Annotated in this window: 24 protein-coding genes and 1 rRNA gene; 6 read left to right on the plus strand and 19 right to left on the minus strand. The window is 72.2% G+C overall.

The window, feature by feature from the left end:
- Positions 1 to 4: 4 nt before the first annotated feature.
- Together uvrA and AB0L00_RS16930 are read right to left on the minus strand one after the other, a co-directional pair.
- Positions 5 to 2,851, minus strand: coding sequence for an excinuclease ABC subunit UvrA (gene uvrA / locus AB0L00_RS16925; protein WP_364434381.1), 2,847 nt, complete (start codon positions 2,849 to 2,851; stop codon positions 5 to 7).
- A gap of 188 nt (positions 2,852 to 3,039) precedes the next feature.
- A complete protein-coding gene (locus tag AB0L00_RS16930; RefSeq protein WP_364434384.1) occupies positions 3,040 to 3,858 on the minus strand; it encodes an MBL fold metallo-hydrolase in 819 nt (272 codons plus the stop codon).
- A 130-nt stretch (positions 3,859 to 3,988) separates the two neighbouring features.
- Between AB0L00_RS16930 and AB0L00_RS16935 the strand changes: the two genes are divergently transcribed.
- Together AB0L00_RS16935 and AB0L00_RS16940 are read left to right on the plus strand one after the other, a co-directional pair.
- On the plus strand, positions 3,989 to 4,642 hold the full coding sequence (locus AB0L00_RS16935) for an MBL fold metallo-hydrolase (protein WP_345347360.1): 654 nt from the start codon (positions 3,989 to 3,991) through the stop codon (positions 4,640 to 4,642).
- 208 nt (positions 4,643 to 4,850) lie between these two features.
- On the plus strand, positions 4,851 to 5,306 hold the full coding sequence (locus tag AB0L00_RS16940; RefSeq protein ID WP_364434388.1) for a MarR family transcriptional regulator: 456 nt from the start codon (positions 4,851 to 4,853) through the stop codon (positions 5,304 to 5,306).
- Between the two features lie 67 nt (positions 5,307 to 5,373).
- On the opposite strand, the gene AB0L00_RS16945 is transcribed toward AB0L00_RS16940, so the two are convergent.
- The 11 genes from AB0L00_RS16945 to AB0L00_RS16995 form a co-directional block, all read right to left on the minus strand.
- Positions 5,374 to 5,877, minus strand: a complete 504-nt coding sequence (locus tag AB0L00_RS16945; protein WP_364434391.1) for a hypothetical protein — start codon at positions 5,875 to 5,877, stop codon at positions 5,374 to 5,376.
- A gap of 90 nt (positions 5,878 to 5,967) precedes the next feature.
- Complete coding sequence (locus AB0L00_RS16950) at positions 5,968 to 7,272, minus strand: TerC/Alx family metal homeostasis membrane protein (protein WP_364434394.1); 1,305 nt, start codon at positions 7,270 to 7,272, stop codon at positions 5,968 to 5,970.
- 190 nt (positions 7,273 to 7,462) lie between these two features.
- Positions 7,463 to 8,596, minus strand: coding sequence for a glycosyltransferase (locus AB0L00_RS16955; protein WP_364434396.1), 1,134 nt, complete (start codon positions 8,594 to 8,596; stop codon positions 7,463 to 7,465).
- Positions 8,596 to 10,245 (minus strand): lipid II flippase MurJ, encoded by a 1,650-nt coding sequence (locus tag AB0L00_RS16960; protein WP_364434399.1) that lies wholly within the window; start codon positions 10,243 to 10,245, stop codon positions 8,596 to 8,598. Before AB0L00_RS16960 ends, AB0L00_RS16955 begins: the two co-directional genes overlap by 1 nt.
- A complete protein-coding gene (locus AB0L00_RS16965; protein ID WP_364434402.1) occupies positions 10,242 to 11,138 on the minus strand; it encodes a hypothetical protein in 897 nt (298 codons plus the stop codon). The genes AB0L00_RS16960 and AB0L00_RS16965 overlap by 4 nt, the downstream gene beginning before the upstream one ends.
- A 6-nt stretch (positions 11,139 to 11,144) precedes the next feature.
- The gene (locus tag AB0L00_RS16970) at positions 11,145 to 12,116 is read right to left on the minus strand and encodes a copper transporter (protein WP_345347381.1); all 972 of its coding nucleotides are present in this window, start codon (positions 12,114 to 12,116) and stop codon (positions 11,145 to 11,147) included.
- Complete coding sequence (steA, locus tag AB0L00_RS16975; protein ID WP_345347384.1) at positions 12,113 to 13,342, minus strand: putative cytokinetic ring protein SteA; 1,230 nt, start codon at positions 13,340 to 13,342, stop codon at positions 12,113 to 12,115. Before steA ends, AB0L00_RS16970 begins: the two co-directional genes overlap by 4 nt.
- 100 nt (positions 13,343 to 13,442) lie before the next feature.
- On the minus strand, positions 13,443 to 15,140 hold the full coding sequence (recN, locus tag AB0L00_RS16980; protein WP_364434487.1) for a DNA repair protein RecN: 1,698 nt from the start codon (positions 15,138 to 15,140) through the stop codon (positions 13,443 to 13,445).
- A gap of 335 nt (positions 15,141 to 15,475) precedes the next feature.
- The gene (locus tag AB0L00_RS16985) at positions 15,476 to 16,375 is read right to left on the minus strand and encodes an NAD kinase (RefSeq protein ID WP_364434406.1); all 900 of its coding nucleotides are present in this window, start codon (positions 16,373 to 16,375) and stop codon (positions 15,476 to 15,478) included.
- Complete coding sequence (locus AB0L00_RS16990) at positions 16,372 to 17,184, minus strand: TlyA family RNA methyltransferase (protein ID WP_364434409.1); 813 nt, start codon at positions 17,182 to 17,184, stop codon at positions 16,372 to 16,374. Before AB0L00_RS16990 ends, AB0L00_RS16985 begins: the two co-directional genes overlap by 4 nt.
- Positions 17,181 to 17,351, minus strand: coding sequence for a hypothetical protein (locus AB0L00_RS16995; protein WP_345347393.1), 171 nt, complete (start codon positions 17,349 to 17,351; stop codon positions 17,181 to 17,183). Before AB0L00_RS16995 ends, AB0L00_RS16990 begins: the two co-directional genes overlap by 4 nt.
- A gap of 104 nt (positions 17,352 to 17,455) precedes the next feature.
- Between AB0L00_RS16995 and AB0L00_RS17000 the strand changes: the two genes are divergently transcribed.
- Entirely contained in the window at positions 17,456 to 17,797 is a 342-nt protein-coding gene (locus tag AB0L00_RS17000) for an SCP2 sterol-binding domain-containing protein (protein ID WP_364434412.1), read from the plus strand.
- A gap of 96 nt (positions 17,798 to 17,893) precedes the next feature.
- Here AB0L00_RS17000 and AB0L00_RS17005 read toward each other — a convergent pair whose 3' ends face one another.
- Together AB0L00_RS17005 and AB0L00_RS17010 are read right to left on the minus strand one after the other, a co-directional pair.
- Entirely contained in the window at positions 17,894 to 18,874 is a 981-nt protein-coding gene (locus tag AB0L00_RS17005; protein ID WP_364434415.1) for an HAD-IIA family hydrolase, read from the minus strand.
- 1 nt (position 18,875) lies between these two features.
- The gene (locus AB0L00_RS17010) at positions 18,876 to 19,283 is read right to left on the minus strand and encodes a tetratricopeptide repeat protein (RefSeq protein WP_364434418.1); all 408 of its coding nucleotides are present in this window, start codon (positions 19,281 to 19,283) and stop codon (positions 18,876 to 18,878) included.
- Positions 19,284 to 19,338: 55 nt separating this feature from the next.
- Here AB0L00_RS17010 and AB0L00_RS17015 point away from each other — a divergent pair, with 55 nt between their 5' ends.
- On the plus strand, positions 19,339 to 20,592 hold the full coding sequence (locus AB0L00_RS17015; protein ID WP_364434421.1) for a DUF1015 domain-containing protein: 1,254 nt from the start codon (positions 19,339 to 19,341) through the stop codon (positions 20,590 to 20,592).
- 220 nt (positions 20,593 to 20,812) lie between these two features.
- On the opposite strand, the gene AB0L00_RS17020 is transcribed toward AB0L00_RS17015, so the two are convergent.
- Together AB0L00_RS17020 and AB0L00_RS17025 are read right to left on the minus strand one after the other, a co-directional pair.
- A complete protein-coding gene (locus AB0L00_RS17020) occupies positions 20,813 to 22,255 on the minus strand; it encodes a serine hydrolase (protein WP_364434424.1) in 1,443 nt (480 codons plus the stop codon).
- Between the two features lie 164 nt (positions 22,256 to 22,419).
- Positions 22,420 to 22,851, minus strand: coding sequence for a single-stranded DNA-binding protein (locus AB0L00_RS17025; RefSeq protein WP_364434427.1), 432 nt, complete (start codon positions 22,849 to 22,851; stop codon positions 22,420 to 22,422).
- Between the two features lie 118 nt (positions 22,852 to 22,969).
- On the opposite strand from AB0L00_RS17025, the gene AB0L00_RS17030 reads away from it, so the two are divergent.
- Complete coding sequence (locus AB0L00_RS17030) at positions 22,970 to 23,896, plus strand: MBL fold metallo-hydrolase (RefSeq protein WP_345356242.1); 927 nt, start codon at positions 22,970 to 22,972, stop codon at positions 23,894 to 23,896.
- 46 nt (positions 23,897 to 23,942) lie between these two features.
- Here AB0L00_RS17030 and AB0L00_RS17035 read toward each other — a convergent pair whose 3' ends face one another.
- On the minus strand, positions 23,943 to 24,719 hold the full coding sequence (locus tag AB0L00_RS17035) for a hypothetical protein (protein WP_364434431.1): 777 nt from the start codon (positions 24,717 to 24,719) through the stop codon (positions 23,943 to 23,945).
- Positions 24,720 to 24,737: 18 nt separating this feature from the next.
- Between AB0L00_RS17035 and AB0L00_RS17040 the strand changes: the two genes are divergently transcribed.
- Positions 24,738 to 26,216, plus strand: a complete 1,479-nt coding sequence (locus AB0L00_RS17040; RefSeq protein ID WP_364434434.1) for a hypothetical protein — start codon at positions 24,738 to 24,740, stop codon at positions 26,214 to 26,216.
- 46 nt (positions 26,217 to 26,262) lie between these two features.
- On the opposite strand, the gene rrf is transcribed toward AB0L00_RS17040, so the two are convergent.
- A 5S ribosomal RNA gene (gene rrf / locus AB0L00_RS17045) occupies positions 26,263 to 26,350 on the minus strand; the annotation flags it as partial.

Below are 26,350 nucleotides of genomic sequence, written 5' to 3' on the forward strand. Positions count from 1 at the left end.
GACCTTACGGCTGAATACCGAAAATCTTGGCGAGGAACTGGCCGGTGTGGCTCTCTCCGACCCGCGCGACGTCCTCCGGGGTGCCGGACGCGACCACGGTGCCGCCGCGGGAGCCGCCCTCCGGACCCATGTCGATGATCCAGTCGGCGGTCTTGATGACGTCGAGGTTGTGCTCGATCACGATCACCGAGTTGCCCTTGTCGACCAGACCGTTCAGCACGCCGAGCAGCTTGCGGATGTCCTCGAAGTGCAGGCCGGTGGTGGGCTCGTCGAGCACGTAGATCGTGCGACCGGTGGAGCGCCGCTGCAGCTCGGAGGCGAGCTTGACCCGCTGCGCCTCACCGCCGGACAGCGTCGGCGCGGGCTGGCCGAGCCGGACGTAGCCGAGGCCGACGTCGTTGAGCGTCTGCAGGTGGCGGCGGATCGCCGGGATCGCGTCGAAGAACTCCAGGGCCTCCTCGATCGGCATGTCGAGGACCTCGGAGATCGTCTTGCCCTTGTAGTGGACGTCGAGGGTCTCCCGGTTGTAGCGGGCGCCGTGGCAGACCTCGCAGGGGACGTACACGTCGGGTAGGAACTGCATCTCGATCTTGATGGTGCCGTCGCCGGAGCACGCCTCGCAGCGGCCGCCCTTGACGTTGAAGGAGAAGCGGCCGGGTTGGTAGCCGCGCACCTTCGCCTCGGCGGTCGCCGCGAACAGCTTTCGGACGTGGTCGAACACGCCCGTGTAGGTCGCCGGGTTGGACCGTGGGGTGCGGCCGATCGGCGACTGGTCGACGTGCACGACCTTGTCGAGCTGGTCGACGCCGTTGATCCGCTTGTGCCGGCCGGGCACGGTGCGCGCGCCGTGCAGGTGCTTGGCCAGCGACGTGTAGAGGATGTCGTTGACCAGCGTCGACTTGCCCGACCCGGACACGCCGGTGACGGCGGTGAAGATGCCGAGCGGGAACGCCACGTCGATGTCGCGCAGGTTGTGCTCGCGCGCCCCCTTCACCACCAGCTCACGCCCGCGCTGGCGCTTGCGGCGGCTGTCCGGGACGGCGATCTCCTTGCGGCCGGAAATGTACGCGCCGGTCATCGAGCCCTCGTGGGCCAGCAGCTCCTTGACTGTGCCGCTGACGACCACCTGGCCGCCGTGCTCGCCCGCGCCGGGGCCGATGTCGACGACCCAGTCGGCGGCCCGGATGGTGTCCTCGTCGTGCTCGACGACGATGAGGGTGTTGCCGATGTCGCGGAGCCGGATCAGCGTCTCCAGCAGGCGGTGGTTGTCGCGCTGGTGCAACCCGATCGACGGCTCGTCCAGCACATACAGCACGCCGACCAGACCCGAGCCGATCTGCGTGGCCAGGCGGATGCGCTGCGCCTCACCGCCGGCCAGGGTGGCCGACGCGCGGTCGAGGCTGAGGTAGTCGAGGCCGACGTCGAGGAGGAAGCCGAGCCGGGCGTTGATCTCCTTGAGCACCGCCTCGGCGATATGCTTCTCCCGCTCGCTCAGCTCCATGTTGAGCAGGAACTTCGCGCACTCCCCGATCGGCATGGCGGCGACGTCGGCGATCGACCGGTCGTTGACCGTGACGGCCAGCACGACGGGCTTGAGCCGCTTCCCCTCGCAGGACGGGCAGGGGATCTCCCGCATGTACCCCTCGAACCGCTCCCGGCTGGAATCGCTCTCCGCCTCCGAGTGCCGCCGCTGGACGTAGGGGATCACGCCCTCGTACGTCGTGTAGTACGACCGCTGCCGGCCGTACCGGTTGCGGTAGCTCACGTGCACCTGGGTGTCGTGACCCTGCAGGATCGCCTTGCGGGCCTTGGCGGGAAGCCGCTCCCAGGCCGTGTCCAGGTCGAAGCCCATCGCGTCGCCGAGCGCGCCGAGCAGCCGCAGGAAGTAGTCGCTGATGTGGCCGTTGGACCAGGGCGAGATCGCGCCCTCGCCGAGGGTCTTCTCCGGGTCGGGGACGAGCAGCTCCGGGTCGACCTCCATGCGGGTGCCCAGGCCGGTGCAGTCGGGACAGGCGCCGTACGGGGAGTTGAACGAGAACGACCGCGGCTCGAGCTCGTCGAACGACAGGTCGTCGTACGGGCAGTAGAGGTGCTCGGAGAACATCCGCTCGCGCTGCTCGTCGTCCTCGGGCAGGTCGACGAAGTCGAGGACGACCGTGCCCCCGGAGAGCACGAGCGCCGTCTCGATCGAGTCGGCGAGCCTGCGGCGGGCGCTCTCCTTGACGCTCAGCCGGTCGACGACGACCTCGATGTCGTGCTTCTCGTACTTCTTCAGCTTCGGCGCCTCATCGAGGCGTACGAGCGCGCCGTCGACGCGGGCGCGGGAGAAGCCCTTGGTCTGCATCTCGCGGAACAGCTCGAGGTATTCGCCCTTGCGTCCGCGGATCACCGGGGCGAGCACCTGGAACCGGGTGCCCTCGTCGAACTCCATGACCCGGTCGACGATCTGCTGCGGCGTCTGCTTGGAGATCGTGCGGCCGCAGACCGGGCAGTGCGGGTGGCCGATACGGGCCCAGAGCAGCCGGAGGTAGTCGTAGACCTCGGTGATCGTGCCGACCGTCGAGCGCGGGTTCTTCGAGGTCGACTTCTGGTCGATCGACACGGCCGGGGACAGGCCCTCGATGAAGTCGACGTCGGGCTTGTCCATCTGGCCGAGGAACTGACGGGCGTACGCCGAGAGGGACTCGACGTAGCGGCGCTGGCCCTCCGCGAAGATCGTGTCGAACGCGAGGCTCGACTTACCGGAGCCGGACATGCCGGTGAAGACGATCAGCGCGTCGCGCGGAAGATCGAGTGAGACGTCTTTGAGGTTGTGTTCACGCGCTCCGCGCACGATGAGACGGTCAGCCACGGCGTATTCGCTATCCCCTAGAGCCTGGTGGAGGCAGTCAGCTTCAGGCTAACGAGCGGACAGGCCGGTTTTCTTCCGAAAGCCCTCGCACGGCGGTCCCTCGTCGCACCGAAACCGTACACGTGTTCGAAGAGAGATCGCCACCGAAACGCCTGAGGCCCCTGTGGCTTTACCTCACGCCGGTGGCTTCACGCGGGCCCGTCGTCGAGGGCGTGCTCGAGGTAGCGCGCGGCCGACCGCCGGACGGCAGCGGCCCCGTCGGCGGCGACGACCCGTCCCCACCAGCCGCCGTACACGCGCTCGAACGCGAACGGCTCCATCCGGCGCAGCGCGCGGCGGATGATCCGAGGGCGCTCGGGGATCAGATTCGGGTAGCTGTACATGAAACTCACGTACCGGCGGTCCGGGACGACGGTGAAGATGTCGCCGGTGAGCAGCGCTCCCCCGCCGTCCTCGCCGTCGCGCCAGTGCAGCACCTGGCCGCCCGCGAAGTGCACGCCCGCGTTGACCAGCGTCAGCCCGTCGCCGATCTCCCGGGTCTCGCCCTCCCAGAAGACGATCGAGTCGTCCGGCCGGGCCACCCAGTCCCGGTCGGCGGCGTGGATGTAGACGGGCGCGCCGAACGCGTGCGCCCATTCGATCATCGAGCCGTAGAAATGCGGGTGGCTGATCGCGATGGCGTCGACGCCGCCGAGTGCGGCGACCTGCGCGAGAAGGTCCTCGTCGAGATAGGTGATCATGTCCCAGAGGACGTTGCCCGACGGCGTCCGCACCAGCAGCGCGCGCTGGCCGATCGAGGTCGGCGGCTCGGCGCCGATCCCGGCGATGCCGGGGCCCTCCTCGGCGACCCTGCCGCGGTGCCCGGCGGCGCGGAGCTCGGCGAGGGTCGTCCACCGCTGGCCGTCCCACCCGACGTACTGCCGCTCGTCCTCGCAGATCGGGCAGTCCGGCCGGGGAGCGGCGTACTGCACCCCGCAGGTGCGACAGATCGGCAGGTCGTCTTCCATGATCGAAGACTACTTCCGGGCGCACCCGCAGGCCGGCGTCTTCCGGGTCCGCCGAGCGCGCGGCGCGTGGTGGGAGTGAAAGGATGGCAGGCAGGCGCGGTGCGCCCGAGCGCCGATGGGAGGAGAGTGCGTGTCCTACACAGGCAACGTCGAGGTCGGTGGCCCGCCCGACGTACGCGAGCTGCCCGGTCTGACCGTCACCAAGCTGGCGGTCGGGCCCTTCGACAACAACGCCTACCTTCTGCGCTGCACGGCCACCGGTGAACAGGTACTGATCGACGCCGCCAGCGAGCCGGAGCGCCTGCTCGAGCTCCTCGGCGACGCCCCGCTCTCCCGGGTCGTCACCACCCATCGGCACCAGGACCACTGGGGCGCGCTCGGCGCGGTCGTCGACGCGACCCACCCGTCGGTCGTGGCCCACCCCGACGACGCCGAGGCCCTGCCGTTGCCGGTCACCGAGCCGGTCCGGCACGGAGAGACCGTCCGGGTCGGGCAGCACACCCTGTCCGTGATCCACCTGCGCGGGCACACACCCGGATCGATCGCGCTGCTGTACGACGACGGCGACACGCCGCACCTGTTCACCGGCGACAGCCTGTTCCCCGGCGGCCCGGGGAACACCTGGGGAGACGCGACGCTGTTCAACCGCCTCATGGACGACCTGGAGAAGCGCGTGTTCGGCGTGCTCCCGGACGAGACGTGGGTCTACCCCGGCCACGGCAAGGACACCACCCTCGGCCGCGAACGCCCGCACCTTCCGGAGTGGCGCGCCCGGGGATGGTGATCCCGATCACATTGCGCCACGATCACCGTTCCTGAGACGTTGCCCGGATACATCCCGCCGACCTCTGCGGATCGGCGTGTTCGACGCTCGTCCCGATGGTTTCGCGGACGTTCGGGCATGCCGGCCGCCGCGGGGCGGGGATGATGGAAGGAGACGCGCGTGACCAGCGCGTCCGGGACGCGAGCCGGGTAAGGAACAGATGACGGGCGTGACCAGGCCGGCGGCCGAGACCGAGGGCATGACGGACGTGGAGCTCGCGGCACGGCTGCGCATGACGCTGGGCCGGCTGAGCCGTCGCGTCCGCCAGTACGGCCCCCGGACCCTGACGTCGAGCCAGGCGTCGACCCTGTCGAGCCTGGAGGCGCTGGGTCCGGTGCGCCTCGGCGACCTGGCCGCCCACGAGGGCGTCAGCGCGCCCACGCAGAGCCGGTTGGTGGCCTCCCTGGAGGCGCAGGCCCTGCTGCGTCGCACTCCCGACGTCGACGACCGGCGGGCGACCCTGCTGGAGATCACCCCGGAGGGCCGCAGCCAGCTCGAACGGCTGCGCACCGAGCGGTCGGCGTTCCTGGTCGAGCGGCTCGGCACCCTGTCGCCCGAGCAGCGCACGGCACTGGTCGCGGCCCTCGACGTCCTCGAGAGCCTGGCCGCCAGCCCGGGCGACTGACCGGCGGGGCCCCGGCGCCCACACGGCCGGATCACCGGTCGCCCCGGCCGGGCCCCGGCGGCCCGCGCTATGCCTTGCGGTAGGTCCGCTGGGTGCCGGCGAAGAACAGTTCCCTTCCGCCGCTGACGAGCTTGACCTGCCAGTACGAGGCGCCCTGGCCGCTCCGGTCGGAGAGGTCGAACGTCGTGGCGTCGCGTGGGGTGGCCTTGCCGCTCCAGAGCTTCTGACCGAACGCCACCCACTCACCGGTGCCGTCGGGCTGGAACTGGAAGTAGTTCTTCTCCGTGTCCTGGGTCCACTTGCCGGCGAGCGCCCGGAGCCAGGTCCTGGCGTCGGCGGTGCGTACCCGGGGCGTCGCCGGTGCGCTGGTGGGCGGCAGGTCGATGCTGCCGGGCATCGTCGACTCGGCGACCGGCGTCGCGGGTCGGGACCGCGCCGCCGCGGCTCCGCGGCCGCCGTGCCGGCCGTCGCGATCGGCGAGGGCGGTGAACGCCAGGATGCCGACGGCGGCGACCGCCAGCACGACCGAGATCGTCCGCGTCACCGCGGGCACCACCGAGGGCGAGCGCATGCGAACCTTCCCCAGAGTCATCCCCTGTGATCACGGTACAGGGGTCGGAAGGTGATCCGCCCGAAAAGGCGCGGAGGTCACGGCCGCCGGTCAGCGACGGGTACGTCCCGCCCCCGTGTCGGCGTCGGCGTCGGCCTGGGCGTCGTGCGCGTCGGCCTCCGTCTCGGGGGCCGGGGGAAGGCTGCCGTTCGGATGCGGGGCGGCGTCCGGTTCGGGATCCCGCTCGCGTCCGGCCGCGTCCGGGAGCGCCTGCCCGGGAACGACGGGCCCACCGGAGTCGGCCTCCCCGGACGGCCCCGGCTCTCCGGCCTTTCCGGCCGGCCCGGCATCCTCGGTGTCCTCGAGCGCCCCGGCTTCTCCGGATCGCCCGGCTTCTCCGGGCTCCTCGCCCTTGTCCGGCCTCCCGGCCTGAGCCTTCTCGGGGTCCTCGGCGGTGTCCGGACCGCCGGGCGCGGCGCGGCGTTCGGTCTTGAGGAGGCTGGCCACGGTGGTGACGAGCATCGTCACCCCGATGACGGCGAGAGAGGTGAGAGTGGAGATCTCCGGGACGCTCTCGAACCAGGTCGTGTGCATGGCCTCCATGACGAGCTTCACGCCGATGAACGCCAGGATGACCGCGAGTCCCTTGCTGAGGTACACGAGCCGGTCGAGCAGTCCCCGCAGGAGGAAGTAGAGCTGCCGCAGCCCCATGAGCGCGAAGGCGTTGGCGGTGAAGACGAGGTAGGACTCCTTGGTGAGCCCGAAGATCGCCGGGATGGAGTCCAGCGCGAACAGCAGGTCGGTCGACCCGATCGCGACCATCACGATCAGCATGGGCGTCATGAGGCGCTTGCCGTCGATGCGGACGGTCATCCGGTGCTCGTGATAGTCCTCGGTCGTCGGGACGACCCGGCAGATCCAGCGGACCAGGACGTTCTCTTCGTACTCGTCCTCGTCGGGCTCGCCGCGCACCAGACCGTAGGCCGTCCAGATGAGGAAGGCCCCGAAGATGTAGAACAGCCACTCGAAGCGGGACAGCGCGGCGGCCCCGACCGCGATGAAGATGCCCCGCATCACCAACGCGATCATGATGCCGATCAGGAGCACCTTGTGCTGGTTGGCGCGGGGCACGGCGAACCGCGCCATGACGACGTAGAAGATGAACAGGTTGTCGACGCTGAGGCTGTACTCGGTGAGGTAACCGGCGAAGAACTGAGCCGAATAGTCGGCGCCGACGACGAACAACAGGCCGATGCCGAAGATGATCGCCAACAGCACGTAGAACGTCACCCAGGCGCTCGCCTGCCGCAGCGAGAAGTCCCGCGGCTTACCCCGGTCGACCACCCACAGGTCGAACAGGATGAACGCGAGAAGACCCAGCAGCGTGAGGCCCCAGGCCCAAAACGTGACGTTCACGAGAGATTTTCCTCCGGTGGCAGGCTACGGCCCCGGAGGTCTCTTCCGCCCTCACTCATCGGTGCGGGCCGACAGCACCGGGCCGCATGAGACTCCTGGGACCGTGGTGACGACACTGCCGCGAAGGAATACTCCCCTCCTGCTGACTGACTATATACAAAGGCAAACCTTTCTCGTACCCGAGACGTCGTCAGCGGGTGGTCCGAATCACGCGGGCGTAGACCGACAGCAGCTGATCGACGGCGTCGTCCTCGGTCGGCAGCCGGGATGCCCGCTCGGCCGCGGCGGACGCGAGCCGATCGGCGAGCGCCCGGTCCTCCAGCACCCGGCGCACCGCGCGTTCGAGTTCTCCGGCGTCCCCCGGAGGCACCAGGAGCGCCGCGTCGTCCACCATTCCGGGGACGCCGCCCACCCTCGTGGCGACGAGCGGCCGCCCGGCGCGCAGCACCTCCTGCACGATCAGCGGCTGGCCCTCCCAGACGCTGGGCAGGACGGCGACGTCGGCCGCGGCGAGGAGGGACGGGACGTCCGTACGGCGGCCGAGCAGCCGGACCGGGAGCTTCTCCTCCGCGATCCGGTCGCGCAGTTCCCCCTCCAGAGGGCCGTCACCGGCGATCACGACGAGCGCCGGCGGATCGAGCCGGGCCCACCCGGCGGCGGCGTCGAGCAGGGTGGGCAGCCCCTTCTGCTCGGCCAGGCGCGCCACCGTGAGGACCAGCGGGCTGTCCCCGGCGGCGAGCTCCGCGCGGATCCGCTTGGGCGCCGCGGGGTCCTCGGAGGGCGGCATGGCCGGGGCGGGCACCAGGGCGGGGCCCACCGAGCGCGCGCCGAGCGCGCGCATCCGCTCCTCCAGGTCCGGGGAGACGCCCAGGACCTCGGTCGCGCCGCGGGCGACGACACGTTCGAGCGTCGCGTACGCCGCGCCGGTCAGGCCGCCCGCGATCGACGCGTTGTGCAGCGTGACGACGAGCGGCGGGCCCGCCGAGCCGAGGCGCAGCGGGCCCGGCACGGTACGGAGGCGGGCGAGCGCGGCCAGCCCTCCGGCCCGCAGCCCGTGCGCGTGAACGACGTCGGCGTCCTGGGTCAGGCGCCGGATCCGGGCCACGGCCCGCACGTCGCCGACCGGGTGCGGGCGGTCGGCGATCTCCACCGGGGCGAAGCCCGCACCGGACTCGGTGTAGCCGAACAGCGTGTCGGCCGAGGCCGGCCCGAGCACGACGACCTTCGCGCCGCGCGCCCGCAGGCCGTCGGCCATCGACCGGACGTGCCGTCCCACGCCGCCGGCGCTGGTGGCGAGCACGAGCGCGACCTTCAATCCGTCCATCACAGCCTCCGCCTGATCAGTCCTCGCAGATCATCCGGATCCCCCACGTAGGCGACGACCGCGAACGCCACGGCGGCCGCCGTGGCGGCGAGCACGCCCACGCCCAGGCTGGCGGCCAGGCCGGTGGCGCCGAACACGGCGACCACGCCCGCACCCGCGGCGTATCCGGCCGCCGCACCGGCCAGCCCCGTCGCCGCCGCCCGGCCGACGCCGCGCAGCGCGGCGCCGCCCCTGGTCCGCGCCAGCATCAGCAGCAGAAGGGCGCCGGCGACCGTCATGCCGATCGAGTTGCCCAGCCCGAGCGCGGCGACGGCGTCGCGCCGTCCGGCCGCCAGCACCAGCGCCACCTCGCCCGCGATCACCGCGGCCCACCCGGTCACCTGGGCGGCCGCCGAGGCCCGGCCCTTCCCTGCGGCGAACAGGGTGCGGCCGACATGCGCCATCAGCCCATAGCCGAGCAGGCCGGGCGCGAACGCCACGATCGCCCGTGCCAGGTCGATGGGCGGCACCTGCCCCTTGGCGCCGAGCAGGAACACCCGGGCGACGGGGAGCGCGGTCGCGGCCAGGACCGCGGCGCCCGCGCACGACAGCAGCACGATCGCCCGCGTCGTGCGCGCGGCGGTGCGGTCGAACGCCTCGTGGTCCCCCTCGCTCGCGCGGGCCGACAGGAGCGGGAAGGCGGTGGTCGCCAGCGGCACCGCCAGGACGGCGTACGGGAGCTGGAACAGCGCCCAGGCGTACTGGTAGACCGGCAGCGCGCCGCCGCCGCCCTTTCGGTTGGCCAGCAGGATCACCACGCCCCAGGCCGCCTGCTGGGCGACGAGGGTGGCCAGCCCGGCGAGGGCCAGCCGCCGGATGCGTACGGCGACGCCGGGCGGGAAGGTCAGGGCCGGGCGCAGCCGGAGCCGGAGCCGCGCGGCGGGGCCGACCACCGTGGCGACGAGGGCGACGACGCCGAGGGTCGTCCCCACCGACAACGTCAGCTCCGCCGTCCGGGTCACGGTGGACAGGTCGTGCTGGTTCGCGGCCTGCCGGTAGGCCGCGCCGGTCGACAGGAACATCAGGTACGCGCCGATGACGACGAGGCTCGACACGAGCGGCGCGAGCGCGGGACCGAGGAACCGGCGGTGCGCCTGCAGGACGCCGTACATCACGACGGCGAGCCCGTAGAAGAGGATCTGCGGCGCGAACACGACCAGCATCCGGGTGCCCGCGTCGATCACCTGCTCCCGCGAGCAGCCCGGAACCTGGTCGCCGACCAGCATCGTGATCACCGGGCGGGCCGCCAGCGCGGCGACCAGGCTGAGCGGCACGAGGATCAGCACGGTCCACGTCATCAGCGCGGACGCGATCCGGCGGGCCTCGGGCGCGCCGCGCGCCGCCGGTCCGGCCAGCACGGGCACGACGAGACCGGCGAGCGCTCCGCCGGCCACGACCTCGAACAGGATGTTCGTCACCTGGTTGCCGGTGAAGTACGCCGTGGCGAGGCAGTCGTTGCCGACCGTGTGGGACAGGACGAGGCTGCGGGAGAAGCCGACGACTCGGGCGAAGACGGTGATGACGCCGATGAGCACGGCGGCGCCCGCGATGCCCGCGCCCCGGCCGGCGGTGGCGGGCTCGGCCTCCTCTGTCACATCAGGTCTGGTCACGAGGTGTCCGCTGGGCGCGCCTCCGGCACGACGGGTCGGCGGCCCAGCTGGTCGAGCCGGTTCAGCGGCGGCGTCGCCTGGATGACCTTGGTGAAGCTGACGAACTCGCTCGCGGCGTTCAGCGCCGTGACCCCGGCGAGGACGCCGAGGCGGGATTCCCGGCTCAGGCCGGTCGCGGCGAGGCCGATCAGCGCGCCGAGGGAGTTCGCCCCCGCGTCGCCGAGCATGGCCCGCTCGCCGAGGTCCTCCGGCAGCAGCGCGAGCGCCGCGCCGAGCGGCGCGGCGGCGACGGCCGAGCCGCTGAGCAGGCCGGCGAATCTGCCGCGCGGCGCTCCGGGCGCCGGCCGGGCGAACACCAGCGGGCTCGCCAGCAGCCCGGCCTTGATGGCCCGGCCGGGCCGCAGGTCGAACAGGTTGAGAAGGTTCGCGGTGCCGGCGATGAGCGCGCCGTTGATCAGGATGTCGAGTGCCGCGCCGCGGCGGGTCGGAGCGCCGGTGCCCGCGACCACGGCGGCCGCCAGGCCGACGGCGCCGATGCCCAGGATCTTCACCGCGCCGGTGGTCACCTCGCCGCGGGCCAGGGCCGACAGGTGCCCCTTGAAGCCACGGGAGTCGCCCGATCCGGCGAGGTCGTCGTAGCCGCCGAGGGCGCCGGTGACACCGCCCGCGAGGATCGCGGCGGCCCGCATCCGCGCCGGTACGCCCGGCGCGACGGCGATCCCGGTGACCGCGCCGACCGCGAACGCCGGTCCTTCGAGCAGCGTCACCGGCTCATCGCGGTGGTTGGTCCGCACCCAGAGCTTCTCGTCCCCGGGCGGGCGACGGGTCAGCGCGATGTACGCGGCCCGCGCCGCCGCCGCGCCCAGCACGGCTCCCGCCACTGCCTTACGCATGCCGCCTCACTTCTTCTTCGTCATCGTCGGCGTGGGCGTCGGGATCGGGGTCGGCAGCGCGCCGTCCGCCTTGGATCCGATGCCGTAGTCGCCGACCTTGCCCTGTTTCGCGGCGGCCAGCGCCAGGACGGCCGTGAGCCGTCCGGCCGGGATGTCCCCCGTGTCGACCGTGGCGACGTGGCCCTTCACGTCGTCGTCGTCGCGGAGCGCCTTGATCATCCCGCCCTCGGTCGCCGAGTCCGGATCGCCCACCACGACCGTGCCCCCGCCGTAGGTGTAGAGGGCCATGGGCAGCGCGCCGAGCGCCTTGTTGTCGGCGGCGGCGTTCTTGTCGCTGCTCGCGGCGGCGGGCGCGATCACGATGGCGAGTGTCGCACGGGTCGCGGGCTGCCCGCTGTAAGTCAGGAAACCCGCCTCCTTGAACCCGGACAGCACCTGCCCGGCGGCCGGGTCCTCCTGGCCGTTGCGCGCCGCCTGCTTGGTCACCAGAACCCAGGCCAGCTCGTCGGCGGTGCGGTCGTACGACGTCGCGTCCGCGGAGAAGGTCAGGCCGGCCGGCTTGAGCCGGTCGGTCAGCTCGTTCAGCGTGGCCTGCTGGTTCGGGTCGAGGTACTTGTTCTGCAGGGTGACGTAGCCGCTGATCCGCGCGCCCGCCTTGCTCACCATGTCGGCCGTCTGCGCCCGCATCTGGTCGTCCGCGCCGGGGGCCTCCACGAACACGACGCTCTGGTCCTTGAGCCGGCCGGCGACGACCTGGGCGGCGGCCGCGCCGATCACCTGGTTGTCGTAGGTGCTCACCTGCCCGGCCGCGTTGTTCTGCCGCCGTAGCGCCTCGTTGCTGTTCTTGAGGCGGTTGGAGGTGTCCTTGAGCTGGTCGACCAGCGGGCCCCGCAGCGCCGAGGCGCCCACGACGAGGCCGAGCGCCAGCGCGAGGAAGACCGCGATGATGGAGACGAGGTGGTACCGGAAATCGATCACGTGAAGAGTCCGTTTAGCCAGTAGACGAATTGGTGCCACCAGTCGGCGACGGCGGGCTCGAAGGCCTCTCCGGCCGGCGAGGAGACGATCGCGGCGACCATCGCGACGAGCGTGGCGGCGATCAGCAGGATCAGGGAGGACCCCTTGATGCGGCTGCGGTACAGCCGGCTCACGCCCTTGGCGTCGACCAGCTTGCTGCCCACCCGCAGCCGCGTCAGGAACGTGCTGGCCATGCCGGCGCGTCCCTTGTCGAGGAACTCCACGAGCGTCGCGTGGGTGCCGACGGCGACGATCAGCGTGGCGCCCTTGTCGTCGGCGAGGAGCATGGCGATGTCCTCGCTGGTCCCGGTGGCGGGGAAGACGACGCCCTCCCGCCCCAGGTCGTGGACGCGGCTCAGGCCCGGCGCCCGGCCGTCGCGGTAGGCGTGCACGACGAGCTCGGCGCCCGACGTGAGCGCCTCGTCCGACACGGAGTCCATGTCGCCGACGATCATGTGCGGCCGGTAGCCGGCCTCCATCAGCGCGTCGGCCCCGCCGTCCACTCCGATCAGGACCGGGCGGTATTCGCGGATGTAGGGCCGCAGGGTCGCGATGTCCTCGCGGTAGTGGTAGCCCCGCACGACGATCAGGACGTGCCGGCCGTCCAGGTCCGTCGTGATGTCGGGCACGCCGACACCGTCGAGCAACAGGTCGCGTTCGCGCTTGAGGTACTCCATCGTGTTGGCGGCGAACGCCTCGAGCTGGGCGGGCAGCTCCGCCCTGGCCTCGGTCATCGCCGCCTCGACCGACTCCTCGGTCTGCCGGATGCCCTTGGCGGCGACCTGCTCACCGAGGTAGACGGCCTCGCCGTCGACGCGGACGACGTCGCCCTCGTGCACCTTGGTGAACACGTCGGGCCCCACGTCGTCGATCAGGGGGATGCCCGCCTCGACGAGGATCTGCGGGCCGAGGTTCGGATACCGCCCGGAGATGCTGCGCGCCACGTTGATCACCGCGGCGACCTGGCAGGACGCCAGCGCCTCCGCGCTGACCCGGTCGAGATCGACGTGATCGATGATCGCGATGTCGCCCGGTTCGAGGCGCTTGGTCAGCTTCTTGGTCCTGCCGTCGAGGCGGGCGACGCCGGTGAGCCCGGTCTCCCCGTCACGACGGTCACGGCGCAGCCCACGCCGAAGCGGCACCCGCAGGCGGGCGCCGCTCTTGATCTTCGGGGAGACGTCGTTCATCGCTGCCAATCCTGCCAGAGCCCGGACAGTGCCATCGGTAACGACGACCGTTATGGCGTGTTCGTTCGCCCACCACCGGTGGTCGTACCGACGCCGTGGTTCAGCGCTCCGCGACCGCGATGGCCAGCAGCTCTTCGGCGTGCGCCCGTCCCAGCTCGGAGTCCTCCATGCCCGCGAGCATCCGAGACAACTCGCGGACCCGGCCGCCGGCGTCCAGGGTGGTCACGCCGCTGCGGGTCACCCGCCCGTCGTTGGACTTCTCCACCACCAGGTGCTGGTCGGCGAACGCCGCGACCTGCGGAAGATGAGTGACCACGATCACCTGGGCCGACCGGGCGAGCCGGGCCAGCCGCCGCCCGACCTCCACGGCGGCCTTGCCGCCGACCCCCGCGTCGACCTCGTCGAACACGAACGTCGGCACCGGGTCGGCGCCGGCGAAGACGACCTCGATCGCCAGCATGACCCGGGACAGCTCACCGCCGGACGCGCCCTTGTGCAGCGGCAGCGGCGGCGCCCCGGGGTGGGAGGCGAGCCGCAGTTCGACCTCGTCCACGCCGTACGGCCCGAACTCCTCCTGCGGCGTCACGGCGACGACCACACTGGCATGCGGCATGGCCAGCGCGGCCAGCTCCGCCGTGACCGCCTCGGACAGACGTTCGGCGGCGGCCGTGCGCAGCGCGGTCAGCTCGGCGGCCAGCTCGCCGAGCTGCCGGGTGAGGTCCTCGTGCTCGGCGCGCAGCTCGTCGATGCGGTCGTCGTCGGAGTCGAGCTCGGTCAGGCGCAGGGCGGACCGCTCCGCCCATTCGAGGACCTCGGCGATGGTCGGGCCGTACTTGCGGGTCAGCCCGGCCAGGGCGGCGCGGCGCTCCTGCACGCTCGCGAGGAGGGCCGGATCGGCCTCGACCGACTCGGCGTAACCGGCGAGCTCGGCGGCGACGTCCGACACGACGTACACGGCCTCGGACAGCCGGTCGGCCTGTCCGGCGAGCGCCTCGTCGTGGGCACGGACGGCCTCGAGGGCCTGGCGAGCCGCGCTCAGCAGCCCGATGGCGTCGACGACGCCGGTGACGGCCGTCGGATCGCCCTGCAGCGCCTCGTGGGCGGTCGTCGCGGCCGTACGGAGCGCGTCGGCGTGCGCCAGCCGCTCCTCCTCAGCCGCCAGGAGCTCGTCCTCCCCCGGCTTCGGGTCGGCCTTCTCGATCTCCTCCAGGCCGAACCGCAGCAGGTCGGCCTCCTGGGCCCGCTCCCGGGACCGGGTGGTCAGCTCCTCCAGGAGCGCGGAGACCTCGCGGTGCCGCCGGTACGCGGCGGTGTAGGCGCGCAGCGGCTTGGCCAGGTCGTCGCCGGCGAAGCGGTCCAGGGCCGCCCGCTGGCGGCCGGGCTGCAGGAGCCGCTGCTGGTCGGACTGGCCGTGCACGGCGACGAGGTCGTCGGCCAGGTTGATCAGCACCGAGACCGGCGCCTGCCGGCCGCCGACGTGGGCCCGCGACCGGCCCTCCGCCGACACCGACCTGGTGACGATCAGCGCGCCGTCGTCGAGCTCGCCGCCGGCCTCCTCGACCCGCGCGGCGACCCTGCCGTCCTCGTCCAGGACGATGCGGCCCTCGACGGTCGCCCGGTCGGCCCCGGGCCGGACCCGCTGCGGGTCGGCGCGGCCGCCGAACAGCAGGCCCAGGCTGGTGACGACCATCGTCTTACCGGCCCCGGTCTCGCCGGTGACCACGTTGAAGCCCGGAGACAGCTCGAGGACGGCCTCCTCGATCACCCCGAGGTTCTGAATCCGTACTTCCTCGACCATGGGCCGTACCCGGCTGGTTGCGTCGGTCACGAAGGCCCTCCTGTCCGCAGACACCCGGCGCGCCCGAGGCTACTCGGTCATGATGCCTCCTTCGTCGGCCTCATGACCAAGGTGCTCTGCTTATTGATGTCCTCGCTTCGCTCGGCCATGAGCCCGTCGGCCCCGATGTGCGGGACCGTGATCGGACCTCCCCAGGCGAACACGTGTTCGGCTCAGCGTAGAGGGCACTTCGCCGCGGAGGAAACCGCCGGGCGTGTCGCCCCGCCTCGCCGCCCGCCTCCCGACGGCACGAAATCCCAGGTCAGCGAGGATGACATCGGTTGTCCGACGCGGCGTCACTCGTCGCGGACGCGGCCGCGCCAGCCGGCGACCGGCAGGCCGAACTTCGTGACGAGCCGGTCCGTGAACGGCGTCTGGTGCAGCCGCGCCAGCCGGACCGGCCGCTCGCCGCGCCGGACCTCGACCCGCGCGCCGGCGGGCAGGTCGATCGGCCGGCTGCCGTCGCACCACAGCACGCCGCCGGAGCTCTTCGGGATCAGCTCGATCGCGACCACGGACCGGGGCGAGACCACCATGGGCCGGGAGAACAGCGCGTGCGCGCTGATCGGCACGACCAGCATCGCCTCGACCTCGGGCCACACGACGGGGCCGCCGGCGGAGAAGGCGTACGCCGTCGACCCGGTCGGGGTGGCGCAGACCACGCCGTCACATCCCCAGCTCGACAACGGCCGCCCGTCGATCTCGGCGACGACCTCCAGCATCCGCTGCCGGGAGGCCTTCTCGACGGCCGCCTCGTTCAGCGCCCAGCCGGTGCTCGTGACGGTGCCGTTCTGCCGGACGACCACGTCGATCGTCATGCGCTCCTCGACGTCGTACCGGCGCGCGGCGACCTTGTCGACCGTGGCGGCGAGATCCTCCCGCTCCGCCTCCGCGAGGAAGCCGACGTGCCCGAGGTTCACGCCGAGCAGCGGAGTGCCGGACCGCCTCGCCAGGTCGGCGGCCCGCAGGATCGTGCCGTCGCCACCAAGGACGATCACCATCTCGGCGCCCTCGGCGGCCGCCGCGGAGACCGGCATGACGTCCGCGCCGGCGCACTGCAGGTCCTCGGCCTCGCTGTCCAGCACCCGCACGCAGATGCCGGCCTCGCTCAACCGGCTGATCACCAGTTGCGAGCTGCGCACCGCCGCGCTGCGGCCGGTGTGCGTCACGACCAGGACGGATCTCTTGTCTGTCATGCGGGCCCTTCTGCCACGGCCTTGTCCAGCAGGACGTCATCGAGGGGCGGGGCGCCCGCCCGTAGCCACAGGAAGTATTCGACGTTTCCGGAGGGACCGGGCAACGGGCTCGCCGTCACGCCGCGCACTCCCAGGCCGAGCGTCTCGGCGTACCGGGCGACGTCGCGCACCGCCTCGGCGCGCAGCGCGGGATCCCGTACGACACCGCCCGCGCCGACGCGCTCCTTGCCCACCTCGAACTGCGGCTTGACCATCATCGCGTAGTCGGCGTCGGGGGCGACGCAGCGCTGGATGGGGGCCAGCACGAGACGCAGCGAGATGAACGACAGGTCCGCCACCACCAGGTCCGGCGGCTCGCCGTCACCCGAGACGACCTGCTCCGGCGTCAGGTCGCGGATGTTGACGCGTTCCAGGACCGTCACGCGCTCGTCCGTGCGCAGGGACCAGGCGATCTGGCCGTATCCCACGTCGACCGCGACGACGTGCGCCGCGCCCGTGCGCAGCAGCACGTCGGTGAAGCCGCCGGTCGACGCGCCCGCGTCGAGGCAGCGCCGGCCCTCGACCCGCAGGTCGGCGAACGCCTTGAGGGCCCCGGCGAGCTTGTGACCGCCGCGCGAGACGTAATCGGGACCGGTCTCCGCCTGCCGTACGACGATGGCAGCGGAGGTCTCGACCTGGGTGGCGGGCTTGGCGGCGGGACGGCCGGCGACGGTGACGCGCCCCTCCGCGACCAGGTCCACCGCGTGCTCACGCGACCGGGCCAGGCCCCGCCGGACCAGCTCGCTGTCCAGCCGCCGGCGGGCGCTCACGGGGCGGCCGCCTCGTCGAGGCCCGTCAGGGCCTCCTGCAGCCGCCGGTGGACGTCCGCGAAGACCGCCGGGTGCTCGGTCAGGGGCGCCTGGTCCAGTTCGGTGAGGCGGGCCAGCGCGGCGTCGACCCGCTCGTCGCCCGTGGTGTCCCCTTCGATGCCGTTCACCTGTACCCTTCCCTTCGCCGCCGGTCGCGTCCGGCTCAAGAAGAACGCTACCGTCCGTTGACGACAGCGGTGTCGAGGACGATGACGGGGGAACTGACCTGACGATGGCCACCGCCCAGGAAGCGCGCTCGGCGCTCGAGCGCATCGCCGCCCGGCTCACCGAAGTGGACGCCGACGACCTCGCCAAGCACGTCGTCGAGCGGACCATCAGCTGCCGCGTGCCCGATCTCGGACTGATCTTCCTCACCCGGATCCACAAGGGCGGCCTCGACGAGTTCCGGACCGTCGGCGACGCCGACTCCGCCCAGGTCCGGCTCACGGTCAGCAGCGACGACCTGGTGGCGCTGGCCACCGACGAACTCCACGTCGCCAAGGCGTGGGCGACGGGCCGGCTCAAGATCGAGGCCAGCCTGGGCGACCTGTTGCGGCTCCGGAAGATCCTCTAGGGCGCGGTCGGCGCCGGGCCGAGGTGGGCCGTCCGGGGTCCGCTCCGGTGGTTCGCTCCGTGCCACGGGCGTCGCCCGTGGCCGGCTTGCGTCGGCTCACGGCAGGCGGTCCCACGCCTCCTGCGCCGTCGCGGCGTCGCCGGACTCCCAGGCCGCGACGCAGAGCGCGCGCAGGGCGTCGACGCGGTCGCCCGAGCCCTCGACCGAGAAGCCGGGTCCGACCGTCCAGCCTCCGCAGTGGTACGAGCCGTCGGCGCGCCGTACCTCCGGGTGCGGCACGAGGAGGCCGGCCAGGTCGTCGGCGACGTAGGTCGGGCGTTCGTGCGGCGGCGCGGCCAGCAGCGCCCGCGCGTCGGTGACGCCGGTCAGCACGAGCAGGCTGTCGGCCCCGCCGTTGTTGGCGCCCTCGATGTCGGTGTCCAGGCGATCCCCGACGATCAGGGGCTGCCGCGCGCCCGTGCGCAGGATCGTTTCGCGGTGCAGCGGCAGCTCGGGCTTGCCGGCGACGATGGGATCCACGCCGGTCGCGGTACGGATCACCTGCACCATCGCTCCGTTGCCCGGCCTCGGCGGACCGCCCGGGCTCGGGATCGTGCGGTCGGCGTTGGACGCGACGAACAGCGCGCCCGCGGCGACCGCGCGGCCCCCCTCGGCCATCAGCTCGTACGACAGCCCCGGCGCGAAGCCCTGGACGACGGCCGCGGGCCGCTCGGCGGCCGTCGACACCGGCCGCAGGCCCACGGCCCGCACCGCGTGCCGCAGGCCCGTGCCGCCGACGACGAGGACCTTCGAGCCGGCCGGCAGACGCTCCGCGAGGACGCGCGCGGCGGCCTGCGCGGACGTCACGACGTCCTCGGCCGCGGCGGGCACCCCGACCTCCGTGATGAGCGCGGCCGTCGCGCTCGGCGTGCGTGACGCGTTGTTGGTCGCGAACGCCAGGCGCATGCCCTCCGCCCGCGCCTTGGCCAGCGCGTCGGCCGCCCCCGGCACCGGGTGGCGGCCGATGTAGATCACGCCGTCCAGGTCGAGAACGGCCACGTCGTAAACCTCGGCGAGCGGCCGGTCGCTGCCTCGCATCTCATCCCTTCCGGGCTCGCGCGTGCCGCAGCGCGGTCGCGTAGTGCTTGTTCTCCGGGCGCATCGCGCAGGCGAGCGCCAGGTGCTCGACCGCCTCCGCGAGGTCGCCCGTACGGGTCAGGGCCATGCCCAGGCCGAACAGCGCGTAGTCCTCGGCCGGATCGGCCTCGACGATCATACGGAAGTTCGTGGCGGCGTCGGCGTACCGCTTCGCACCGTACTGGGCGCGGGCCAACGCCTCCCGGACGCTCCGGGACGACGGCTCGGCGGCCGCCGCGTGCTCAAGGATCTGGATCGCGGCGGCCGGGCTGCCACCGTTGAGGAGTTCGAGACCGCGCTGGTACCACTCATAAACGCCGCCGGCCGGGACACCCGGGGAATCAGGACCGTGATCCGCACCTTGAACCATGTGTGACTCCGTTCGTCGACTCCACTTGTCTCCCAACAACGGCGCGGTATCTAACATGCCCGATGTGACGATTGATCCCGGACTTGCGCTGCGTCCGTTCCGAGCCGTGCGGTACGACACCGCGCAGGTGAGCTCGCTCGCCGCGGTGACGTCTCCCCCGTACGACCTCATCGACGAGGAGTCGCTGGCGCGGTTCATGGCCGAGGAACCGCACAACGTGGTCCGGCTGATCCTCCCGCAGGACGACTACCGGGAGGCCGCCGAGACGCTGCGCTCGTGGCTGGCGTCCGGCATCCTCACCGTCGACGACGAACCCGCGCTGTACGTCTACGAGGAGGTCTCCGGCTCGGTCGTCCAGCGGGGCCTGATCGGAGCGGTCGGCGTGCACGAGGACGGGTCCGGCGTGATCCTCCCGCACGAGCACGTCTACCCCGGCCCGGTGCGGGACCGGCTGGCCCTGATGACGGCGACCGAGGCGAACCTCGAGCCGATCTTCCTGCTGTACGAGGGCGGCGCCGACTCCGTCGCCGCCCAGGTCGTCGACCAGGTCGCGTCCTCCCTGACGCCGATCCTGGAGACGAGCACGGGCGATGACGTACGCCACCGGCTGTGGGCGATCCGGGACCCGGCCGAACAGGCGAAGATCGCCGAAGACCTGCGCGGGCGGCAGGCGCTCATCGCCGACGGCCACCACCGCTACGCCACCTATCAGGCGCTTCGGGGGCACTACGCCGGGCAGGGGCCGTGGGACTACGGGCTCGCGCTGCTCGTGGACTCCGTCGCGTACCCGCCGCGGCTGAGCGCGATCCACCGGGTGCTGCCCGGACTGCCCCTCGCCGAGGCCGTACGGCGGGCGAAGGCGGCCTTCCGCGTCGAACCGGTCGGCCCGGACCTGGCGGCCGGGCTGCGGCGGCTCGCCGCCCACGACGACACGGCCTTCCTGCTGGCCGGCGCAGCGGGTTTCTTCCTGCTCACCGACCCGGATCCGGCGCAGGTGGAACACTCCATGCCCGAAGGGTCCTCCGAGCGGTGGCGGCGCCTGGACACCGCCGTACTGCATCGGCTGCTCATCCCGCGGCTGTGGGGCATCGAGGACGACGAGAGCAGCGTACGGATCGTCCACCACGACGCCGCACGCGCGGTCGCGAAGGCTCGGCGCGGAGACGGCACGGCCGTGATCCTGAACCCGCTCAAGGTCCCGGACGTGCTGGCGGTCGCGGCCAACGGCGAGAAGGTGCCCCGCAAGTCCACGTCCTTCGGTCCGAAGCCCCGTACGGGCCTGGTCATGCGGACCTTCGCCGCCGACTGACGGACGACGGGCCCGGAGCGGACCTCCGCTCCGAGCCGGTACGGCGGGAGCCGGGAACCCGGCGAAGGACCGCACGGCGGCCCCGGGCAGGGTGACCGCGTCCCGGGCGGTCACCCGGGGCGGTCTGGCGATCGGCCTGCCACGACCGGGCCGGAGACCACGGCTCGCCGCTGGCGCGACCGTGGTCCCGGGCCGGCCGGGCCGGCCCGGGACCCGTCGGCTAGCGCCGGGAGGCGAGGTAGTGCCGGGCCTCGTACTGGTCGATGGTCAGGCCGAGCTGGGCGTACTTCTCGCTGTAGGCCACCGGGTGCGCGCCCGGCGCGGTCGGCGGGCGGTTCGGGTCCTGGTACTGGTCACCGAGGTTGGAGAAGACCGCGATGATGTAGTTGCGGCCGTCCTTGCCAGGCAGGGACCGTACGATGCCGGCGTCGCTGCCGGAGTTGGAGACCAGGCCCGTCTTGTGGGCGAACGTGACCTCGGCGTTGGCGTTGCAGGGGCGCACGTCGTGCTGGTACGCGTCCCCGTCGACCGTTACCGAGCCGTCGGCGGCGATCCACCGGGACGGGACGACCTGGGGGATGCCGGGCGCCGGGTAGTCCGCGCCGCACCAGTTCGTGGTGGACAGGACGTCGTTCATGCCCTGGTCGGCGAGTTCCTTCTTGAAGAACGCGCGGGATGAGGGGCTGAGCACGTCGCTGGTGACGGCCTTGCCGTTCGGCGCGGTCCACACCGTGCCCGGTGCGCCGTTGATGAGGGTGAGGAGCTTGGCGGTGTCCAGGGAGCTCATCGTGACCGGGTTGCTCCAGTGCCCGCCGTTGGCCGGGTTGGTCTCCTTGACCTGGAGTGTCTCCAGGCCCAGGTCCTGGAACGTCTGGTTCAGCTCATCGACCGCGCCGTGGTCCCACAGCATCTTCAGCAACGCGCACGAGGCCCCGTTCGAGGACCACGTCAGCGACGCGTCGACGTAGTTGCGGATCGTGTCGCTGCTCGCCCCGCCGCACAGCGAACTGACGCTGGTCGGGTTGTAGGCGTAGGTGTCGTCCAGCTTGACGACGCCCTTGTCCACCAGCCGCAGCACCCCGAAGTTGATCATCAGCTTCAGGACCGAGGCCGGGTAGGGCAGCATGAAGTCGGTCGAGGCGTTCTCCCGCCCCGGAACCACGTCGATCGTGCCCTGAGCATGGTTGGTGTACCAGCCCGCGTCGTCCCACTGCCGCCACCGCACATCACTGGTGTGGAAGTTCTTGTCGACCGGGATGACCTTGCCGTGCGGATACTGCGGGCTCATCAGCACCGTGCCCGACGACACCGGCCGGTTGTTCTCGTCCAGCTCGATGACGGTCACGTCCAGCTGTGGCTGCTGGAAGATCGGCTGGTTGCCCGCCGCCGCGGCGTACGTCTTGGCACGCTGCTCCGGCGTCTTGGCGTCCTTGTCCACCGAGTTCGCCGTGAGGGCGCGCGCCGCGGTGGCCGTGGTGACCGGGTCGGTGTCGATGACGTCCTGGAACCTCAGGCCGTCCATCGTCTGCTGGAGCTTGTCCGCGATGGCGCTGATGGGTGGCGGGTCGGTGTCGGCCTGGGCCGGCGCGATGAACGTTCCCAGCAGCGCGCCGGCTGCCAGAAGACCGACCAGGCCCCGGTTACATAGACGGGAGATCTGCATGATCGACACGCTAGTAAGCAAAATCAACTTTCGGAGTAATGATTGTTGATCTTCAGATGTGATCTAAATCCTGCGCCTGGCATGCAACAAATCGCCCTGACCGCCGACTTGCTGGTGCTTTGGCGCCGCCCGCCGCGCGCAGACGGCGCGCGGCGGGCGCACGGTCACACCGGCGCCCCGTCTCCCGAGGCCCCACCATGACGGCGGAGCGCGACCGCGGCCTCCACCTCGTACAGCCCCCGGGGGCCCTCCGGACCGCGCCAGAAACGGTGCCGCAGGGATCCGCGGACCTCGATGACGTCCCCATGCCGCCAGCCGCGGACGCCGTCCTGAACCGAGGCGTCATAGGTGACGCAGCGGATCGTGTCGATCGCGTCCTGGGGCGACCGGGCGTCCCGGTGCTCGACGATGAGCCGCCAGACCGCGACCTGCCCGCCGCCGGGTAACGATTTCCACTCCGGTGCTCCGGAGAGCCGGCCGACCAAGACGATCTCATTGACGTGGGCCGTCGCTCCGACGACGCGGTGCGGGTCGGAGCCCGACGAGACGACGTCGGACGTGCCGCCCCGCGGCAGGGGCTCCTCGCTGATGTCCATGATCTGCTCCCCTCGTGACCGCCACACTGTGCGCCGGTGGCGTTGTCTTTACGATGGGGCGGTCGATCAGGACGACGTAACCCCGCTCCCCGCATCTGTGGAAAACCCGGAGGCCCGCATGGATTTGATCACCGACCTGGGCAACGACGTCTTCGAGATCGACACCAGGATGGCCGGATACACGGGGATCACCGCGGGATACCTCATCCGCTCCGACCGGCCCTGCCTGGTGGAGACCGGCGCGGGGAACTCCGCCCCTGTCGTACGCGACGCGCTGGCGGCCGCGGGCATCGGCCCGGCGGACCTGGCGACCGTCGTCGTCACGCACATCCATCTCGATCACGCGGGCGGGGTCGGCGACATCGCGGAGATGTTCCCCAACGCCGAGATCGTCGTTCATGAGAAGGGCGCCCGGCACCTGGCCGACCCGAGCCGGCTCATGCGCAGCGCCCGGATGGTGTGGGGCGACGCGCTGGACACGCTGTTCGGCGACCTCAAGCCCACCGACGCCGTACGCATCCGGGCGGTGGAGGACGTGGGCGAGGTCGACCTCGGCGGTGGGCGGCGGCTGGAGAGCCACCACTCGCCCGGGCACGCCAAGCACCACGTCGGTCTGCTGGACTCGCTGACCGGAGACCTGTACGTCGGTGACGCCGCCGGCGTCTACATCCCGGAGACCGCCGACGTGCGCCCCGCGACGCCGCCTCCGGACTTCGATCTGGACACCGCCCTGGCGTCGCTCGCCCGCTTCCGCGCGCTCCGGCCGTCGCGGCTGCTGTTCAGCCACTTCGGGCCGGTCGAACTGGTCGACGAGACACTCGACAGGTCGGAGGAGGAGCTCCGGCTCTGGGTGGAACTGGTCGCCGAGGCCCACGACCAGCGACTCGATCTGGACCACGCGGTCGCCATGGTCCGCGAGCGCACGGACGGCCGGTACCGCGCGCTCGCGCCGGACGCCGATCCGCGGGTGGCGGAGAAGATCGAGGTGATCAGCGCGGCCCGCAACAACGTCGCGGGCATCATGCACGCGCTGGAGACGCGCTGAGGCCCGCGCCCGTCCCGGCGATCGGGACGGGCGCGGGCCTCGTGCCTCACTGGTCCTCGACGTCCCGCCGAGCGCTCTCGGGCCCGGTCTCGGCGTCCGCCCCGGGCTCCGCAGCCGCGCCGGTGTCCGTCACCGACTCCGCCGCGGTGCTCACGTCGGGCTTCGCCGTAGCGGCTTCGGACGTCGTTCCGGTGCTCGGCTCGGAAGCCGCTGCCCGGTCCGCGTCGGGATCCAGATCGGCGTCGTCACCGGTCTCCGTGTCGGCGAACTCGGTGTCGACGATCTCCAGACCCTCGAGTTCGGCGTAACGCTCGGCGGCGTCCGTCTCTCCGTCACGGTCGGCCGCCGCGGCTCGCGCGAACCAGTCGACCGCCTCGTCGTCCCGGTCCGCCGCGACGAGTGCGTCGGCGTACGCGTAGAACAACCGCGCCGACCACGGCCGCCACCGCTCGTCCTTGAGCTCTGGGACCTGAAGTGCAAGGACCCCCGCGCCGGGCTGACCGAGATCGCGGCGGGCGCCCGACTCGACGATGCGCATCTCGATCGCCTCGGCCTGCGGCAGGCGGCGCGCCTCGTCCGACTTGGCCAGGTCCAGAGCACGCTCGGGCCGACCGAGTCCTCGCTCGGCGTCGGCCATGATGGCGAGGTACGCCTCCTGGCCGGTCAGCCGCCGGGCCGCCCGAAGCTCGGACAGGGCGACCGACCAGAGGCCGGCGTGGTAGGCCGCGAGCCCGCAGGCCTCACGGACGAGGCCGACCCGCGCCGCGCGTCCACGGGCCGCGAGCGCGTGTTGGTAGGCGAGCTCGGGCTCCTCGTCGATCAACCGGCCCGCCATCACCAGGTGGCGGGCGACCTCGGTCGCGAGGTCCTTCGGCAGCGTCTTCAGTTCGCCCCGGGCCGCCGCGTCGAGCTCGGCGCCGGTGACGTCCTCGGGAACGGGCGGGCCGGGGTCACGGCGCGGCCGTGGAGCGGCCGAGGACCGATCGTCCCGTCCGGGTCGGCGCGCGCCCCGCTCGGCGGGCCGGCGGCCGCCCTGGGCGTCGTCGCGCCGCCGGAAGCCACCCTTCTGGCCTTCACCACGGCCGCCGCGAGGACCGCCGCCCTGCCTGTCACGGAAGTCACGACGGCCTTCGTCACGGCGCTGGAACCCGCTCGCGCCCTCCTCGCGGGACTGGAAACGCTCCGTGCCGCCCTCGCGGGACCGGAAGCCCTCCTGACCCTTCTCCCGGGGTCGGAAGCCTTCCTTGTCGCGCGGCCGGTATCCCCCGGTGCCACCACCAGGCCGGTCATCCCGGCGCGCGCCACCACCAGGCCGATCGTCCCGACGCGCGCCGCCACCAGGCCGATCGTCCCGGCGGAAGCCTTCCTTGTCGCGCGGCCGGTACCCGCCGGTGCCACCACCAGGCCGATCGTCCCGACGCGCGCCCCCGCCAGGCCGGTCATCCCGCCGGAAGCCCTCCTTGTCGCGCGGCCGGTACCCGCCGGCGCCACCCCCAGGCCGGTCATCCCGACGCGCGCCGCCACCCGGTCGATCGTCTCGGCGGGGAGCGCCGCCGGCGCCCGTACGGCGCTGGGCGCCTTCCTCGCGCGTGAAACCGCCGCGGCCGCCGGTACGGCCCTCGTCTCGCCGACCCGGGGTGCGCGGGCCGCCGGTCCGGCCGTCCCGGGGACGGAAGTCGCGGTCCTGCCGACGCTCGTTCCCCTCACCTTCACGCCTCGGAGAGCGATCGCTGGGACGCTGAGACGAACGCCCTTCCTTGTCGCGCCAGTCGGCCGGGCGGCCGCCCTGAGCGCCGCGGTCGCTACGCCAGTTTCCGGAAGAGGTCGGACGGCCGCCACCCGTCCTGGCTCCGCCACGTCCGCCGGAGTCGTCTCGCCGTGGGAACCGGCTTCGTCCGCTCGTGCCTTCGGCGTCGTTGGTGCGGAAGGGCCTCGGACGACGAACCTGAGAACGCCCCTCGGCCTCATCGTCCCGAGAGTTGGTGAAACCGCCCGGGCGCTGAGCACCGCCCGGTTTCTGGAACCTGCCGGGTCGACCGGAACCGGAGCGATTGCCCGGCGATCCGGCACGCTCACCGCCGTATCCGCCGGCGGAGTCGTCACGCCGCCCCCGGTTTCCCCCGCGGTTGGTGAAGCCACCGGACGATTTCGGGGCACCCCCCTGACGACCGCGAGATCCGCTCGAAGAACCGCTCGCGCGGTCCTGGCGTCCCGGCCGTGGACGCCGATCGCGCCCGTCGCCGTCGCGTTGATCTCGTTCCGCGCTCATCACATCAAACCGTTTCACTGGGGGAGCACTGTCGACTCCATTGTGCCCTGAACATACAAAAAGGGCCGCCTCGGAAGGCGGCCCTTTTTGTGTAAGTGTCCGGCGGCGTCCTACTCTCCCACACCGTCTCCAGTGCAGTACCATCGGCGCTGAAGGGCTTAACTACCGGGTTCGGAATGGGACCG

The sequence above is a fragment of the Actinoallomurus sp. NPDC052308 genome (genome assembly GCF_040679195.1).
Taxonomy (GTDB): Bacteria; Actinomycetota; Actinomycetes; order Streptosporangiales; family Streptosporangiaceae; genus Actinoallomurus; species Actinoallomurus liliacearum.